General features: G+C 65.5%; 15 protein-coding genes. 14 read left to right on the top strand and 1 reads right to left on the bottom strand.

The window, feature by feature from the left end:
• The first annotated feature begins 273 nt into the window (after nt 1-273).
• Nucleotides 274-2,418: a glycoside hydrolase family 3 N-terminal domain-containing protein gene (locus Q0D45_RS08605; RefSeq protein WP_293391286.1), complete on the top strand. Its 2,145-nt coding sequence runs from the start codon at nt 274-276 to the stop codon at nt 2,416-2,418.
• Here Q0D45_RS08605 and paaX read toward each other — a convergent pair.
• A complete protein-coding gene (gene paaX / locus Q0D45_RS08610; protein WP_293391288.1) occupies nt 2,405-3,337 on the bottom strand; it encodes a phenylacetic acid degradation operon negative regulatory protein PaaX in 933 nt (310 codons plus the stop codon). The two genes, Q0D45_RS08605 and paaX, sit on opposite strands and share 14 nt — an antisense overlap.
• Before the next feature lie 124 nt (nt 3,338-3,461).
• On the opposite strand from paaX, the gene paaA reads away from it, so the two are divergent.
• The 13 genes from paaA to Q0D45_RS08675 form a co-directional block, all read left to right on the top strand.
• Nucleotides 3,462-4,460: a 1,2-phenylacetyl-CoA epoxidase subunit PaaA gene (gene paaA, locus Q0D45_RS08615; RefSeq protein ID WP_293391291.1), complete on the top strand. Its 999-nt coding sequence runs from the start codon at nt 3,462-3,464 to the stop codon at nt 4,458-4,460.
• 11 nt (nt 4,461-4,471) lie between these two features.
• Nucleotides 4,472-4,756 carry a 1,2-phenylacetyl-CoA epoxidase subunit PaaB gene (paaB, locus tag Q0D45_RS08620; protein WP_293391294.1) on the top strand — a complete coding sequence of 95 codons (285 nt, stop codon included), beginning with the start codon at nt 4,472-4,474 and terminating at the stop codon, nt 4,754-4,756.
• Nucleotides 4,753-5,508 (top strand): 1,2-phenylacetyl-CoA epoxidase subunit PaaC, encoded by a 756-nt coding sequence (paaC, locus tag Q0D45_RS08625; protein WP_293391297.1) that lies wholly within the window; start codon nt 4,753-4,755, stop codon nt 5,506-5,508. Before paaB ends, paaC begins: the two co-directional genes overlap by 4 nt.
• Before the next feature lie 12 nt (nt 5,509-5,520).
• A complete protein-coding gene (paaD, locus tag Q0D45_RS08630; protein ID WP_293391300.1) occupies nt 5,521-6,051 on the top strand; it encodes a 1,2-phenylacetyl-CoA epoxidase subunit PaaD in 531 nt (176 codons plus the stop codon).
• A gap of 37 nt (nt 6,052-6,088) precedes the next feature.
• A complete protein-coding gene (gene paaE / locus Q0D45_RS08635; RefSeq protein WP_293391303.1) occupies nt 6,089-7,165 on the top strand; it encodes a 1,2-phenylacetyl-CoA epoxidase subunit PaaE in 1,077 nt (358 codons plus the stop codon).
• A gap of 3 nt (nt 7,166-7,168) precedes the next feature.
• Entirely contained in the window at nt 7,169-7,948 is a 780-nt protein-coding gene (locus Q0D45_RS08640) for an enoyl-CoA hydratase-related protein (protein WP_293391306.1), read from the top strand.
• Nucleotides 7,949-7,990: 42 nt separating this feature from the next.
• The gene (gene paaZ / locus Q0D45_RS08645) at nt 7,991-10,027 is read left to right on the top strand and encodes a phenylacetic acid degradation bifunctional protein PaaZ (protein ID WP_293391309.1); all 2,037 of its coding nucleotides are present in this window, start codon (nt 7,991-7,993) and stop codon (nt 10,025-10,027) included.
• Between the two features lie 140 nt (nt 10,028-10,167).
• Nucleotides 10,168-10,959: a 2-(1,2-epoxy-1,2-dihydrophenyl)acetyl-CoA isomerase PaaG gene (gene paaG, locus Q0D45_RS08650; protein WP_293391312.1), complete on the top strand. Its 792-nt coding sequence runs from the start codon at nt 10,168-10,170 to the stop codon at nt 10,957-10,959.
• Nucleotides 10,960-10,989: 30 nt separating this feature from the next.
• Complete coding sequence (locus Q0D45_RS08655) at nt 10,990-12,213, top strand: acyl-CoA dehydrogenase family protein (protein WP_293391315.1); 1,224 nt, start codon at nt 10,990-10,992, stop codon at nt 12,211-12,213.
• The gene (locus tag Q0D45_RS08660) at nt 12,210-13,784 is read left to right on the top strand and encodes a 3-hydroxyacyl-CoA dehydrogenase (protein ID WP_293391318.1); all 1,575 of its coding nucleotides are present in this window, start codon (nt 12,210-12,212) and stop codon (nt 13,782-13,784) included. Before Q0D45_RS08655 ends, Q0D45_RS08660 begins: the two co-directional genes overlap by 4 nt.
• On the top strand, nt 13,777-14,247 hold the full coding sequence (locus Q0D45_RS08665; RefSeq protein WP_293391321.1) for an acyl-CoA thioesterase: 471 nt from the start codon (nt 13,777-13,779) through the stop codon (nt 14,245-14,247). Before Q0D45_RS08660 ends, Q0D45_RS08665 begins: the two co-directional genes overlap by 8 nt.
• Entirely contained in the window at nt 14,244-14,705 is a 462-nt protein-coding gene (paaI, locus tag Q0D45_RS08670) for a hydroxyphenylacetyl-CoA thioesterase PaaI (protein ID WP_293391324.1), read from the top strand. Before Q0D45_RS08665 ends, paaI begins: the two co-directional genes overlap by 4 nt.
• A 147-nt stretch (nt 14,706-14,852) precedes the next feature.
• Nucleotides 14,853-15,713: AMP-binding protein (locus Q0D45_RS08675; protein WP_293391327.1), on the top strand; the 861-nt coding region annotated here is incomplete at its 3' end.

Below are 15,713 nucleotides of genomic sequence, written 5' to 3' on the forward strand. Positions count from 1 at the left end.
GACGTTGGACCTGCTCCAGCAGCGCCTCGTCCGGTAGCGCAGCAAGCGCCGCACCTGATGGTTCCGCCGCCGTGCTTGTTGCCGCAAGGCGACGATGCGCTTCGGCACTCTCGGTATTTTCCGCTGTCAGCATGAAGCCTCCTTGTTGCCCTGATTCTGACGGCATTGATAGATCTGGGTACATCTGCCCCTGCTCTCGGGCTCGCGTGCCGACGCTTCACTTTGGCGACCTATCATGGCCAAGCCCCGAGACACTTCCAAAAGGACTTATTGATGAGCCGTATCGACAAGCTGCTGGCCCAGATGACGCTCGAAGAGAAACTCGGCCAGCTGACCATGACCGCCTCCAGCTACGCGGTGACCGGCCCGATCATCGCCGGTGATTCCACCGATTCGATCGCCGACGGTTCCCTCGGCAATCTGCTGAACATGGTCGGTACCGGACCGACGCACGAGATGCAGCGGCTGGCGGTGGAACAATCGCGTCTGGGTATTCCCTTGCTGATCGGCCTTGATGTGATCCACGGTCATCGCACTTTGTTCCCCATTCCGCTCGCGGAGATGGCGCTGTTCGATCCGCAGGCCTGGGAACTGACGGCCCGTGAGGCCGCCACCGAAGCCGCCGCCGATGGCCTGGCGATGACCTTCAACCCGATGCTCGACGTCTCGCGCGATCCGCGCTGGGGCCGCACCGCCGAAGGGCCGGGTGAAGATCCCTGGCTGGGCGCGCGACTGGCCGAGGCCAAGGTCCGCGGCTTCCAGACCGCCGATCTCGCGCGCTCTGATGCGCTCGCCGCCTGCGCCAAGCATTTCTGCGCTTACGGGCCGGTGATGGCCGGGCGCGAGTACGCGTCCGTCGACATCTCCGAACGCAGCCTGCACGAAGTGCATCTGCCGCCGTTCGAAGCCGCGGTGGCCGCCGGCGTCGCCTCGATCATGCCGGCGTTCACCGATCTGAACGGCATCCCGATGACCGCGCACAGCGAACTGCTCGGCGACTACCTGCGCGGCAAGCTCGGCTTCGAAGGCGTGCTGATCAGCGATTACAACGCCATCGGCGAACTGATCCGTCACGGCGTTGCCGCCGATCTGGTCGAGGCCGCAGCGCTCGCGCTCAACGCCGGTGTCGACATCGACATGATGGCCGACGCCTACCGCAAGGGCCTGCCGGTGGCGCTGGAACGCGGGCTGGTGACCATGGCGCAGATCGACACCTCGGTGCGCCGCGTGCTCAAGCTCAAGGAGCAGCTGGGACTGTTCGACGACCCCTACCGCCGTGGCTCCACAGCCGAGGCGCCCGAAGTGGTCGCGCAGCGTCGAACCTTGGCGCGTGAAGTCGGCGCGCGGGCGATCGTGATGCTGAGGAACGACGGTGACACGCTGCCGCTCGCCCCTGCCATCGGCAAGCTCTGCGTCATCGGCCCGCTCACCGACAACGGTCCGGAAATGGGCGGCTGCTGGGGCGCGGCCGGCGAGCCTGACAAGCACGTCAGCGTGCTTTCGGGCTTGCGCCAGGGCTTTCCCGGCACCGAGATCGTGCACGCGGCGGGTGTGGCCATCCGCGATGACGATGCCGGCGGTATCGCTGCAGCCGTCGCGCTTTGCGAGGGTGCCGACGCGGTCCTGCTGTGCATCGGCGAGGCCCACAACATGAGCGGCGAGGCTGCAAGCCGTGCCTACCCGGAACTCCCCGGACAGCAGCGCGCACTCACCGAGGCAGTCCTTGCGCGGGCGCAGAGCCTAGGCATTCCCGTCGTCGCGATCCTGTTTTCGGGCCGGCCGCTGGTCATCCCCTGGCTGGCAGAAAAAGCCGATGCGTTATTAGCCGCCTGGTTTCTCGGCAGCGAAGCCGGCAACGCCATCGCCGATGTTCTATCGGGAAAAGTCTCGCCGAGCGGACGCACGCCGATGAGCTGGCCACGCGCGCTCGGACAGGTGCCGATCTTCTTCGGCCAGCGCCCCAGCGGCCGGCCGATGAACCCGGACGACTTCTTCACCAGCAAGTATCTCGACGTCGCCAACGACCCGCTGTACTGCTTCGGCCACGGCTTGAGCTACGGGCGCTTCAGCTACGCAGACCTGCGCGTGACGCCGGATAGCGTGTCGCCGGTCGATACCATCCATGTGCAGGTCACGATCACCAACAGCGGCTCGCGGGCGGCGCAGGAGACGGTGTTCCTGTTCAGCCGCGACCCGGTGGCCAGCGTCGCCCGGCCACTGCTGGAATTGCGAGGCTTCGGCAAGATCGATCTCGCACCCGGCGAAAGCGGCGTCGTGAACCTGAGCCTGCCTGCCTCGGATCTGAAGTTCCTGGGCCGCGACCTGGCGCCGGTGTTCGAGGCCGGTGATGTCGAGATTCTGGTCGGACCTTGCGCGGATCGATCGCAGCTGCTGTCAGCGGTGATCAAGCTACGTTGATCCCGCCAAAGCGGCTGCTGACCTGGTCCGGCATCCGACTGGTGTCTGCGACGGCGAATGATTCGCTGACGCCACAGATCGAGGCCACATGAGCCTGGGCATCGCGCGCGGTCAGCACGTACAGCGCTCTGCATAGTTCGTAGGCAGCAGTGCCGGGCCAGGCGGCCGGCAGCATGACGGCCGGCAGACGCGGGTCGTGCAGGGTGGCGCGGCGGAACGAGTGGATCAGCAGGGTCCGGATCAGGAAGGCTTGTTCGGGGGTCAGCACCGCCTTGCCGAGCTTGGCCAGCAGCGGCTGGAAATGCCCGATGAAGCTGCGATAGCGGGCGCCGACCTCGTCCAGGTTCCAGCACTGGATCATCAGGGCTTGAGCGCCGGGCCCGCCGAAGCCGTCGAGGTCCCGGGCTCTGAGCACGGCGGCACGTTCGCGCAGGCCCAGTTCCTCGAGCAGTTGCCGCAGCGCCTCGGCTTTCTCCACCGGGTGGATCAGCACGCCGGGCGTCAGCAGCGCAAAGCCCTCCCACTCCAGTTCGCGCTTGAGCTGGCCGCGGTTCGGATGGGTATCGCCACTGCGGGGCGTGATCACCAGGGTCCACTGGCCGTCCCAGTCCAGCAGCGGCGGCGTGTAGACGCGCTGATAGGCGCGCTCGATGCGGCGCTTGCCGGAACTGGTCAGCGAGTAATGGCTGCGCCGGCCATCACGGCGCGCGGCCAGCCAGTCTTCGTCGATCAGGCGGAAACAGCTGGTGCGCACCAGGCGTTCGCTGACGCCGAAAGGCGCCATCAGCGCGATCAGTTCGCCCAGCCAGATGCCCGGCGTGGTCGGCAGCAGCGAATCGCCGAAGACCGTGACGATCAGCGATTTCGACTTCGGTACTTCATCTGCCAGATAGCGCTCGATCCAGGCGTTGATGCTCATTCAGGCTGGGGTCCGGATGGAATGGCGGCGATTTTACAGGCCTGCATTTAACGATACAAAAAACGTGTTGACTTAATTAATAGTGTATCGAATAATGACCGCAGGTCTTCAGCGGAGTGCCGTCATGCATGCCCAGAACAATGTGGGGATGGCCGATACCGGGTCCCCTTCGGCAAGCTCACTCGACGAGCGCGAAGCGCGCTTCCAGAGCCGCATCGACGACGGCATTCGCGTCGAACCGCAGGACTGGATGCCGGATCGCTACCGCAAGACGCTGATCCGCCAGATCAGCCAGCACGCGCATTCGGAAATCGTCGGTCAGCTGCCGGAAGGCAACTGGATCACCCGTGCGCCATCGCTGAAGCGCAAGGCCATCCTGCTCGCCAAGGTGCAGGACGAAGCCGGCCATGGCTTGTACCTGTATAGCGCGGCGGAAACGCTGGGCATCACCCGCGACCAGATGGTCGACGACCTGCACACGGGCAAGGCCAAGTACTCGTCGATCTTCAATTACCCGACCCTGACCTGGGCCGATGTCGGCGCCATCGGCTGGCTGGTCGACGGCTCGGCGATCATGAATCAGATTCCGCTGTGCCGATGCAGTTACGGGCCGTATGCCCGCGCGATGATCCGCGTCTGCAAGGAAGAGGCGTTCCACATGCGCCAGGGCTACGACATCATGCTGGCGCTGTGCGCAGGCACGCCCGGGCAGAAGGCGATGGCCCAGGACGCGCTCAATCGCTGGTGGTGGCCGAGCCTGATGATGTTCGGTCCGCCGGATGGCGATTCGGTACACAGCGCCCAGTCCCAGGCCTGGAAGATCAAGCTGTTCACCAACGATGAACTGCGCCAGAAGATGGTCGATCAGACCGTGCCGCAGGCCGAACATCTGGGTCTCGTCGTGCCGGATCCGCAAGTGAAATGGAACGCCGAGCGCGGCCACTACGACTATGGCGATATCGACTGGGAAGAGTTCTACAACGTGGTCAAGGGCAATGGCCCCTGCAACCGCGAACGCCTGGAAGTGCGCAACAAGGCCTGGACCGACGGCGAGTGGTTCCGCGATGCCCTGGTTGCCCACGCCGACAAGCAGGCACAACTCGCCACCGCTCAAGCTGCCTGAAGGACAAGCACATGAAGAACCAATGGCCGTTGTGGGAAGTGTTCATCCGCAGCCAGCACGGGCTGGCGCATCGTCATGTCGGCAGCCTGCATGCGCCGGACGCGACGATGGCGCTCAATAACGCCCGTGATGTCTACACGCGCCGCAACGAAGGCGTCAGCATCTGGATCGTCAAGGCCGCCGACATCACCGCCAGCCATCCGGATGACAAGGCCGAGCTGTTCGATCCGGCCAACAGCAAGGTCTATCGCCATCCCACCTTCTTCCCGATGCCTGACGAAGTGAAAGGGCTATGAGCGCCGCTCGCCACGAGTATCTGCTGCGCCTCGGCGACAACGCGCTGATCCTCAGCCAGCGCCTTGGTGAATGGTGCGGCAAGGGCCCGGCGCTGGAAGAAGACATGGCGCTGACCAATGTCGCGCTCGATCTGCTCGGCCAGGCGCGTCTGCTGCTGAGCTTGGCGGCGGAAGCGGCCGGCAATGGCGCCGATGAAGACAGCCTCGCCTATCACCGCGACGACCGCGAGTTCCGCAACGTGCTGCTGGTCGAGCAGCCGAACGGCAACTACGCCGACACCCTGGCGCGGCAATTCCTGTTCGATGCCTGGTCGTCACTGGCGCTGCGCCGGCTGCTCACCTCCAGCGATGCCGCGATTGCCGCGATCGCCGAGAAAGCGGTCAAGGAAGTCAGCTATCACCTGCGCCGGTCCAGCGATCTGATGGTGCGTCTCGGCGACGGGAGCGAGCGCAGCCACGCCATGCTGCAGACAGCGATCGACAAGGTCTGGCCGTACAGCCACGAGCTGTTCATCGGCGATGCCGTCGACGCCGAAATGACGGCGGCCGGCATCGGCTTCGATCCGGCCAGCCTGCAGGACGAATGGCTGGCCTATGTTCGCGAAGTGTTTGCCGAAGCCACGCTGAAGCTGCCGGCCGCCGGCGGCTGGATGCCGAAGGGTGGCAAGCAGGGCCTGCACAGCGAACACCTGAGCAAGCTGCTGGCCGAGATGCAGGTGCTGCAGCGCAGTCATCCCGGCGCGAGCTGGTAAGCCCGCTTCGCGATGAACGCCGCCGCCGTCGACAAGCCTTCGCTGGACACCATCTGGCATTGGCTGGCCGAAGTGCCGGACCCGGAGATCCCGGTGATCTCGATCACCGATCTCGGCATCGTTCGGGATGTGCGCTGGCAGGAAGAGCAGCTGGTGGTCACGGTGACGCCAACCTATTCCGGTTGCCCGGCGACCGAGGTCATTGCGGCGTCGATCCGCGAAGCGATGGCCGCCCACGGCATTGCCGACGCGAAGATGGAAACCCGTCTGTCACCGGCCTGGACCACCGACTGGCTGACGGTGGATGCGAAAACCAAGCTGCGCGACTACGGCATCGCGCCGCCGGTGGGCCTGTCGACTGGCGAGCAGCGCATCGACATCAGCCGGCTGACCCGGCGCGCGCCGCCGGCGCCCGTGGTGGCCTGCCCGCGCTGTGCGTCGACCAACACCGAGATGCTGAGCCAGTTCGGCTCGACGCCGTGCAAGAGCCTGTATCGCTGCAAGACTTGCCTGGAGCCGTTCGACTATTTCAAGTGCCACTAGCGGCAACAACGCTGGGGCCGTATGCGGGGAGAGCTGCATGAGCAAGTTTCATTCGTTGAGCGTGGCCAAGGTCAGCCCGGAGACGCGCGATGCCGTCGTCGTCACTTTCGACGTGCCGCCTGAGCATCGCGAGGCTTATCGCTATGAAGCTGGCCAGCACCTGACCATTCGTGCCGATATCGGCGGCGAGGAAGTGCGGCGTTCGTATTCGATCTGCTCGGCAGCGCAGGAACAGAGCCTGCGAGTCGCGATCAAGCGCATCGACGATGGCCTGTTTTCAAGCTGGGCTTTCGAGCATCTGAAGCCGGGCATCACGCTCGACGTCATGGAGCCGTCCGGGCATTTCAGCGTGCCGCTGGAGCCGGAATCGCAGCGCCATCATGTCGCCTTCGCGGCCGGCAGCGGCATCACGCCGATCCTGTCGCTGATCAAGACCAGCTTGCAGGCCGAGCCGAACAGCCGCTTCACCCTGGTCTACGGCAATCGCGCCTCATCGAGTGTGATCTTCAAGGACGAGCTGGCCGACCTGAAGGATCGCTACATGAGCCGCTTCAATCTGGTGTTCATCCTCAGCCGCGAGCAGCAGGACGTCGACCTGTTCAACGGCCGCATCGATGCCGCGAAGTGCGACGCCTTGTTGAAGCAGTGGGTCAATCCCGAAGACATCGACGTCGCCTACGTCTGTGGCCCGCAGGTGATGATGGAGCAGGTGCGCGACAGCCTGGTCGCCAACGGCGTGCCCAAGGCCAGCATCAAGCTGGAGCTGTTCGGCACCGCGATGAATGGCGCGGCACGCAAGCCGCGCGCAGCGGTGGTGAAGGGCGAAGCCGGCTGCGAAGTCACCGTGATCCACGATGGCCGCAGCCAACAGTTCAGCCTGAAGAAGAACGGCCTGTCGCTGCTCGATGCGGCGCTGGCCAATGGCATCGAACTGCCGTACGCCTGCAAGGGCGGCGTCTGCGGCACCTGCCGGTGCAAGCGCCTGTCCGGCGAAGTCGACATGGATGCCAATTACTCGCTCGAAGATTACGAGCTGGCGCGCGGCTTCATTCTGAGCTGCCAGAGCTTCCCGGTCAGCGACAGCCTCACGCTCGACTTCGATCAGGAGACCTGAGGCGTGGCTGACGCAGACCTCTTGTTGACCGAGCGCATTGGCCGGGTCGCACTGCTGCGCCTGAATCGCCCAGAGGCGATGAATGCGCTGTCGATGCCGCTGCGTGAAGCGCTGCGTCTGGCCCTGATCGCGCTCGATGACGACGACAGCATCGGTGCCATCGTCATCACCGGCAGCGACAAGGTGTTCGCCGCCGGTGCCGATGTCCGCGCGCTGCAGGACTGGAGCGAGGAAGACGCCCGGAGCAACACCGAACTGCGCGGCGCCTGGAACCAGATCGGCGCGATGCACAAGCCGGTGATCGCCGCCGTCGCCGGCATGGCCTTCGGCGCTGGCTGCGAGCTGGCGATGATGTGCGACTTCGCACTTGCTGCCGACAACGCCCAGTTCGGCCAGCCCGAGATTCGTCTGGGCCTGATTCCGGGCTCCGGCGGCACCCAGCGGCTGGTGCGCGCGGTCGGCAAGGCGAAAGCGATGGAGATGGTGCTGACCGGCCGCGCGATCGATGCCGTCGAAGCCGAGCGCTGTGGCCTGGTGTCCCGCGTGCTGCCGCTGGCCGAGCTGATTCCGGAAGCGCTGAAGACTGCCGAACGGATCGCCGGCTACTCGGCGCCGATCGTCGAGCTGGCCCGCGCGGCAGTGAACGCCGCGCATGAAACCTTCCTCGATGAAGGGCTCAAACACGAGGCCACGCTGTTCGAAGCCACGTTCACCACGGAAGACCGCCGCGAAGGTGTTGCCGCCTTTCTCGACAAGCGCAAACCCGTATTCAAGAACCGATAAGCCGGCGCGCGATCGCCGTCCAGAACCCGAGGAGTGACAACCATGATCAAGCTTGAAAGCTACGCCTGCGGCAAATGGCAGCAGGGCGAGGGCGGTGAGGTAATGCTGAACGCGCTGACCGGCGAACCGGTCGCGCAGGTGTCGAGCAAGGGTCTCGACTTCGCGGCGATGCTCGACTACGCGCGCCGCGTCGGCAGCCCGGCGCTGCGCAAGCTGACGTTCCACGAACGCGCGATGAAGCTGAAGGCTCTGGGCCAGTATCTGGGCGAACGCAAGGACGTCTACTACGCGCTGTCGGCCGCCACCGGCGCCTCGAAGAACGATTCGATGATCGATATCGACGGCGGCTTCGGCACGCTGTTCTCGTATGCCAGCAAGGGCCGCCGCGAACTGCCGAACGCCAGCTTCATCGTCGATGGCAATACCGAAGTGATGGGCAAGACCGGCAGCTTCGTCGGCCAGCACATCATGACGCCGCTGAAGGGCGTGGTGCTGCACATCAATGCCTTCAACTTCCCGGTCTGGGGCATGCTCGAAAAGCTGGCCGTGAACCTGCTCGCCGGCGTGCCGGCGATCGTCAAGCCGGCCAGCCAGACCTCGTATCTGACCGAGCGCGTGTTCCGCGACATGGTCGCTTCCGGCATCTTTCCCGAAGGCTCGTTCCAGCTGATCTGCGGCTCGGTCGGCGATCTCCTCACACATCTCACCGGCCAGGATCTGGTCACCTTCACCGGCTCGGCATCGACCGGCCAGAAGCTGAAATCGCATCCGGTGATCGTCCGCAATTCGGTGCGCTTCACGATGGAAGCGGACTCGCTGAACTGCTCGATCCTCGGCCCCGATGCGCTGCCGGGCACGCCGGAGTTCGATCTGTACGTGAAGGAAGTGGTCCGCGAGATGACCACCAAGTGCGGCCAGAAGTGCACGGCGATCCGCCGCGCCTTCGTGCCGCGCGCGCAGCTCGATGCGGTGGTCGAAGCGCTGAAGGCGCGGCTGGCCAAGGTCGTCGTCGGTGATCCGTCCCAGGCCGGCGTGACCATGGGCGCGCTGGCCTCGCTCGGCCAGCGTGACGAAGTGTTGAAGGCCGTCGGCCGCCTGCGCGACGTCGCCGATCTGGTGTTCGGTGATCCGCAGGATTTCGCCGTCACCGGTGGCGATGCCAAGAAGGGCGCGTTCCTGTCGCCGCTGCTGCTGCGCTGCGCGAACCCGCATGCCTCGCCGGCCGTCCACGAGATCGAGGCCTTCGGCCCGGTATCCACCGTGATGCCGTATGACGACATCGACGACGTCATCGCGCTGGCCGCCAAGGGCGAGGGCAGCCTGGTCGGCTCGCTGTTCACTTACGACAACGATTTCGCCCGCGATCTGGTCATGGGCGCGGCCAGCTATCACGGCCGCCTGCTGATCGTGAACCGCGACTGCGCCAAGGAATCGACCGGCCACGGCTCGCCGATGCCGGTGCTGGTCCACGGCGGCCCGGGCCGCGCCGGTGGCGGCGAGGAAATGGGCGGCGTGCGGGGCGTCAAGCACTACCTGCAGCGCACCGCGCTGCAGGGTTCGCCGGCCACGCTCTCCGCGATCACCGGCCAGTGGATCGCCGGTTCGCCGCGTGCCGAAGGCATCCATCCGTTCCGCAAGAATCTCGGCGAGTTGCAGCTCGGCGACACGGTCAAAGCTGGGCCGAAGCTGATCACGCTCGAAGACATCGAACACTTCGCGCACTTCACCGGCGACACCTTCTACGCCCACATGGACGAAGCGGCCGCCGCGGCCAATCCGTTCTTCGGCGGTCGCGTCGCGCACGGCTATTACATCCTGTCGGTTGCTGCCGGCTTGTTCGTGCAGCCGGACCCGGGCCCGGTGCTCGCCAACTACGGCCTCGACAATCTGCGCTTCGTGACGCCAGCCAAGCCGGGCGATTCCCTGAGCGTGACCTTGACCTGCAAGGGCAAGAATCCGCGCATCACCGAGAACTACGGTGAAGTGCGCTGGGATACGGTGGTGAGCAATCAGGATGGCCTGGTCGTCGCGACCTATGACGTGCTGACGATGGTGGAAAAGGGCGCGGTCGCAGCTTGAGGCGAGCATTGCTCGCCGCGACCGCGCGCCCGGCCATGGATGGCCGGGCCGGGGCTCGTTCAAGTGGCTGAAGTCGCGCCAGGGATGGCCGTGCACCCGGCGAGAATGAAAGCAGTTCCGACAGCGGAGGAGAGACACGCATGGCTTACGAAAACATCCTGTTCCAGCTTGAAAACGGCATCGCCCGAATCACACTGAACCGTCCGGATCGTCTGAACAGCTTCACCGTGGCGATGCACACCGAACTGCGCGACGCGATCAACGCCGTCAGGGCCGATCCGAGCGCCAGAGTGCTGCTGCTCACCGGTGCCGGCCGCGGCTTCTGTGCCGGCCAGGATCTGTCCGATCGTGCGGTGGCGCCGGGCGGTGCGCCGGTTGATCTCGGTGACACCGTCGAAGCCTGGTGGGCGCCGCTGGTGACCAGCCTGCGTCGCTTGCCGATGCCGGTCGTGGTCGCGGTCAACGGCGTGGCCGCCGGTGCCGGTGCCAATGTCGCGCTCGGGGGTGATCTGGTGCTGGCAACGCGTTCGGCAAGTTTCATCCAGCCATTCTGCAAGCTCGGCCTGATCCCGGATACCGGCGGCACCTGGATCCTGCCGCGCCTGCTCGGCACCGCGCGGGCGATGGGCCTGGCGATGCTCGGCGACAAGCTGACCGCGACGCAGGCCGAGGAATGGGGCCTGATCTGGAAGGCGATCGACGACGACAAGTTCAAGGACGAAGTCGAAAAGCTGCTGAGCCATCTTTCGACCGCCCCGACCAAGGGCCTGGCGCGTACCAAGCAGCTGATTCTCGACAATGGCTCGGTGTCGCTCGAAGTAGCGCTGAAGGCTGAAGCCGGCGCGATGCGCGAACTCGGCTTCAGCGACGACTACCGGGAAGGCGTTGCCGCCTTCCTCGAAAAGCGCCCGGCCAGCTTCACGGGCCGCTGATCTTCCCGATTTTCAGCCAGGGGTTTCTCGATGAGCTTCGATCTTCGCTTCAGTGCTGAACAACTGGCCTTGAAGGCGTCTGCTCGCGCATTCGCCCGGGAAACCCTGAGCACGGTCGCTGCCGCCAGCCTGCATCTGGCCACACCGGAAGCACGCTTCGCGGCGACCCGACCGATGTATGAAGCAGCGATCCGTGCCGGCTTTCTGCGCCGCTTGATCCCGATGCCTTTCGGCGGTGGCGGCAGCGGCGTCATGGACATGGCGATCGTCGCCGAGGAGTTTCACGCCATCGACGTCAATGTCTCGCTGACCCTGTTCGCGAACCTGCTCGGCCTGATGCCGCTGTTCATCGCCGGCACCCCGGAACAGCAGCAGCGCCACATCGCGCCGTTCCTCGCGATCAGCGGCGAGCCATTGGCGGCACTGGCGAACAGCGAGCCGGGCGGCAGTGCCAACTTCGCATCGACAGCCGTCGGTGGTGGTACCCGGACGGTTGCCGTGCGGGCCGGTGGCGACTGGCTGATCTCCGGCAGCAAGCAGTGGGTATCGAGCGCGACCGGCTGGGACGGGCGCGGTGCCGACCTGCTCTGCGTGGTCTGCTGCACCGATCCGGATGCGCCGCCGGAACAGCGGCTGAGCGTGCTGCTGGTGCCGAAGCCGGAACGTGGCCTGAGCACCGAGGCCTGCCCGGAAACGCTCGGCCATCGCGCGCATCTGACGCCACGCTTCCATTTCGATCAGGTTCGCGTGCCGGCCGATCACGTCGTCGGTGGTGTCGGTGGCGGCAAGGCATTGGTCGAAGCGAGCTTCTCGGGCACCGCGGCACTGGTCGGCATCATGGCCGTCGGCGTGGCCCGTGCGGCTTTCGATTTCGCCTTGAATTTCGCGCGCACGGAAACCCGCGGCGGCGCGGTGCCGATCATCGATCACCAGGCCGTCGGCTACGCGCTGGCCGATGCCAAGACGGCCATCGAAGCGGCACGCAGCCTCGGCTGGCGCGCCTGCGCGGCCGTCGATGCCCAGGCGCCGGATGCGCTCGAGCTGTCGCTGCACTCGAAGATCTTTGGCTCCGAAACTGCGGTGAGAGTGATCACCGATCTGATGAGAGTCGTCGGCATCGACAGCTACGACCACGCGCTGCCACTGGCCGGGCTGCTGCAGGACGCGCTCGCGCTGCCGCTGTTCGACGGCGGCAACATGGGCGTTCGCCGCCGCCAGTTGCATGAACTCCTGCGCTCAGCGAATTTCGCATGAATCCAGCTTCCCCAGCTTCTTCCGCGGCCCTGCCGACTTCAGCCGCCGTCGCGGTGATCGGCGCCGGTGCAATGGGCGCCGGCATCGCCCAGCTTGCCGCCGTTGCCGGCCATCCGGTCTGGCTGCATGACCGGCGCGCTGGTGCTGCGGAGGTGGCGATCGCCGGCATCCGTACCCAGCTCGCCAAGCTGGTCGAGAAGAAGAAGCTCAGCGCCGAACAGTTCGACGCTGCGTCTGCCGCGCTGAAGCCGGCGACTGCGCTCGAAGACTTGCGTGAAGCGAAGCTGGTCGTCGAAGCGATCGTCGAAGATCTCGAAGCCAAGCGCGGCTTGTTCGCGGCGCTCGAAGCACTGCTCGGGCCGGATGCGATTCTCGCCAGCAATACCTCGTCGCTGTCGATCACCGCGATCGCCGCCAAGCTGAAACGGCCGGAGCGGCTGGTCGGCATGCACTTCTTCAATCCGGCGCCGCTGATGGCGCTGGTCGAAGTGATCGCAGGTTTGGCCACCGATGCAGCGCTTGCCGCCACCGTGTTCGCCACCGCCGAGCGCTGGGGCAAGACGCCGGTGCATGCGCGTTCCACACCCGGCTTCATCGTCAACCGTGTGGCCCGGCCGTACTACGCCGAAGCCCTGCGCCTGCTGCAGGAAGGCGTGGCCGATGTCGCAACGCTCGATGCGGTGATGCGCGAATCCGGCGGCTTCCGCATGGGGCCATTCGAGCTGATGGACATGATCGGTCATGACGTGAACTACGCCGTGACCCGTTCGGTGTTCGACGCCTACTACGGCGATCCGCGCTTCCAGCCCTCGCTGCTGCAACTGGAGCTGGTGCAGGCCGGTTATCTCGGCCGCAAGAGCGGGCGCGGCTTCTACGATTATCGCGAGGGCGCGACCAAGGCTGCGCCAGCCAGTCTGGCGCCGCAGCCGCGTCCGGCGCGCATCGAGCTGACGATTGCCGATCCGCTGGCAGCAGCGCTGGCCAAGCGGCTGGATGCTTCAGGCAGCCTGCTCGCTTTGACCATGGCGGATGCCAGCGATGGCCGGATCGCTACCGTCGACGGCGTGGCGCTGTTCGCCAGCGATGGCCGCAGCGCCACCGCGCGCGCCGCCGCGCTCGGCATCGGAGAAGTCGTGGTCATCGATCTGATGCTCGATGCGGCCACCGCCAAACGCGCGGCGATTGCCGTTGCCGCACAGAGTCCGCCGGCTGCGCTGGTGGCGATCACCGGCTTGCTGCAGGCCGCCGGTTTCGCGGTCTCCCAGCTCGCCGATTCTCCCGGGCTTGCGGTGCTGCGCACGGTGGCGATGCTGGCCAACGAAGCGAGCGATGCCGTGCATCAGCAGGTCTGCAATGCGGCGGCGGTCGATATCGCGATGCGTGGTGGCGTCGGTTACCCGATCGGACCCTTGGAATGGGCAGCGCGCATCGGTGCTCGCACCGTGCTTGCGGTGCTTGATAACCTGACAAGGCATTACGGCGAGCCGCGTTATCGCGCCTCGCCGCGCCTCCGCCAGCAGGTGCTCGCTTCGAGCACCTCAGCCCATTCCAGAGAGACAAAACATGAGTGAAGGTCCGGAAAAACAGTTGGTGATGAATGTCCTGATGACCTCGGACATGGCCAACTTCAGCGGCAATGTCCACGGCGGCCGCATCCTGTCGCTGCTCGACAACGTCGCCTACGCCTGTGCGGCGCGTTACAGCAAGCATTACGTGGTGACTTTGTCGGTCGATCAGATGTTCTTCAAGGAGCCGATCCACGTCGGCGATCTGGTGACCTTCAAGGCGGCGATCAACTACACCGGCAAGACTTCGATGGAAGTCGGCATCCGGGTCGAGGCCGAACATCTGCACACCGGCGAACGCCGGCACACCAACACCTGCTATTTCACGATGGTGGCGCTCGATGCCGACCGCAAGCCGGCCCCGGTGCCGCCCTTGAAGCTGGAAACCGACGAAGAGCGCACCCGCTACGCCGCTGCCGAACAGCGCCGCGACCAACGCAAGGCCAATGCAGCAAGGGCAGGACGATGAGCGACATCGTTCCGATCGATGCCGCCGATCCGTTGGCGCTCGCGAAAGCCGTGGGCGGCGCGATGTTCGGGCGCGATCAGGCTTCGCAGACGCTGGGCGTGACGATCCTCGACATCGGCCCCGGTTACGCGACGCTGAGCATGACCGTGCGCCCGGACATGCTCAACGGCCATCAGACCTGCCATGGCGGTTTCCTGTTCGCGCTCGCCGACAGTGCTTTCGCCTTTGCCTGCAACAGCCGCAACGAAGCGACTGTAGCCGCCGGCTGCAACATCGAATACCTGCGCCCGGTGCCCGTTGGCACCTTGCTGACGGCGACCGCAATGGAGCGCTCGCTGGCGGGCCGCAGCGGCGTCTACGACGTGACCCTGACCGATCCCGAAGCTGGGGTCGTGGCGCTGTTCCGTGGCAAGTCTGCCCGCGTCAAGGGTGATGTCCTGAATGCTTCCAATCCCTGAATCCGTCGTAAATCCATAGAGATCGCGCGAATTGCACGTTCCGGCAGCGGCCCTGCACCCGGGGTCATGTGCGCTGGCCGGAAACGATGAACAGTTCGCAGCATCCCCATCTGTACGTCACCGGCCTTTTCTGCGAGGAGTCTTTCCATGGTCAGCCGTCATCAATCCAGGGCCGCCACGCTCGATCCGATCGAACGCGCGAGCCGCGATGAACTCCAGGCGCTGCAGCTGGAGCGCATGCGCTGGTCGCTGCGCCATGCCTACGACAACGTCGCCCACTACCGGAAGAGCTTCGATGCTGCCGGTGTCCATCCGGATGATCTGAAGTCGCTGGCGGATCTGGCGAAGTTCCCGTTCACGACCAAGAAGGATCTGCGCGACAACTATCCCTTTGGCCTGTTCGCGGTGCCGAGGGATCAGATCTCGCGCATCCACGGTTCGAGCGGCACCACCGGCAAGCCGACGGTCGTCGGCTACACCGCGAAGGACATCTCGACCTGGGCCGATGTCGTCGCCCGCAGCATCCGCGCTGCCGGCGGCGGGCCGGGCGACATGGTCCACATCGCCTATGGCTATGGCCTGTTCACCGGCGGCCTCGGTGCGCACTACGGCGCCGAGCGCCTGGGCTGCACCGTGGTGCCGATGTCCGGCGGCCAGACCGAGAAGCAGGTGCAGCTGATCCAGGACTTCAAGCCCGACATCATCATGGTGACGCCGTCGTACATGCTGAACCTGATCGAGGAATTCCATCGCCAAGGCCTCGATCCAGCTAAATCAAGCTTGCGCACCGGCATCTTCGGCGCCGAGCCCTGGACCAACGCGATGCGCCAGGAGATCGAGAACCGCGCCAACATCGATGCCGTCGACATCTACGGCCTGTCCGAAGTGATGGGCCCCGGTGTCGCCAGCGAATGCATCGAGACCAAGGATGGCCCGACGATCTGGGAAGACCACTTCTATCCGGAGATCATCGACCCGGTCACCGGTGCAGCGGTCGCCGATGGCGAG

Origin of the sequence: Nevskia sp., assembly GCF_023266035.1 — a bacterium.
Classification (GTDB): domain Bacteria; phylum Pseudomonadota; class Gammaproteobacteria; order Nevskiales; family Nevskiaceae; genus Nevskia.

What these genes read in the sequence shown, in the direction of transcription:
- Q0D45_RS08605 (WP_293391286.1), top strand. Translation starts at nt 274, where the DNA reads ATGAGCCGTATCGACAAGCTGCTGGCCCAGATGACGCTCGAAGAGAAA.
- paaX (WP_293391288.1), bottom strand. Translation starts at nt 3,337, where the DNA reads ATGAGCATCAACGCCTGGATCGAGCGCTATCTGGCAGATGAAGTACCG.
- paaA (WP_293391291.1), top strand. Translation starts at nt 3,462, where the DNA reads ATGCATGCCCAGAACAATGTGGGGATGGCCGATACCGGGTCCCCTTCG.
- paaB (WP_293391294.1), top strand. Translation starts at nt 4,472, where the DNA reads ATGAAGAACCAATGGCCGTTGTGGGAAGTGTTCATCCGCAGCCAGCAC.
- paaC (WP_293391297.1), top strand. Translation starts at nt 4,753, where the DNA reads ATGAGCGCCGCTCGCCACGAGTATCTGCTGCGCCTCGGCGACAACGCG.
- paaD (WP_293391300.1), top strand. Translation starts at nt 5,521, where the DNA reads ATGAACGCCGCCGCCGTCGACAAGCCTTCGCTGGACACCATCTGGCAT.
- paaE (WP_293391303.1), top strand. Translation starts at nt 6,089, where the DNA reads ATGAGCAAGTTTCATTCGTTGAGCGTGGCCAAGGTCAGCCCGGAGACG.
- paaZ (WP_293391309.1), top strand. Translation starts at nt 7,991, where the DNA reads ATGATCAAGCTTGAAAGCTACGCCTGCGGCAAATGGCAGCAGGGCGAG.
- paaG (WP_293391312.1), top strand. Translation starts at nt 10,168, where the DNA reads ATGGCTTACGAAAACATCCTGTTCCAGCTTGAAAACGGCATCGCCCGA.
- Q0D45_RS08655 (WP_293391315.1), top strand. Translation starts at nt 10,990, where the DNA reads ATGAGCTTCGATCTTCGCTTCAGTGCTGAACAACTGGCCTTGAAGGCG.
- Q0D45_RS08660 (WP_293391318.1), top strand. Translation starts at nt 12,210, where the DNA reads ATGAATCCAGCTTCCCCAGCTTCTTCCGCGGCCCTGCCGACTTCAGCC.
- Q0D45_RS08665 (WP_293391321.1), top strand. Translation starts at nt 13,777, where the DNA reads ATGAGTGAAGGTCCGGAAAAACAGTTGGTGATGAATGTCCTGATGACC.
- paaI (WP_293391324.1), top strand. Translation starts at nt 14,244, where the DNA reads ATGAGCGACATCGTTCCGATCGATGCCGCCGATCCGTTGGCGCTCGCG.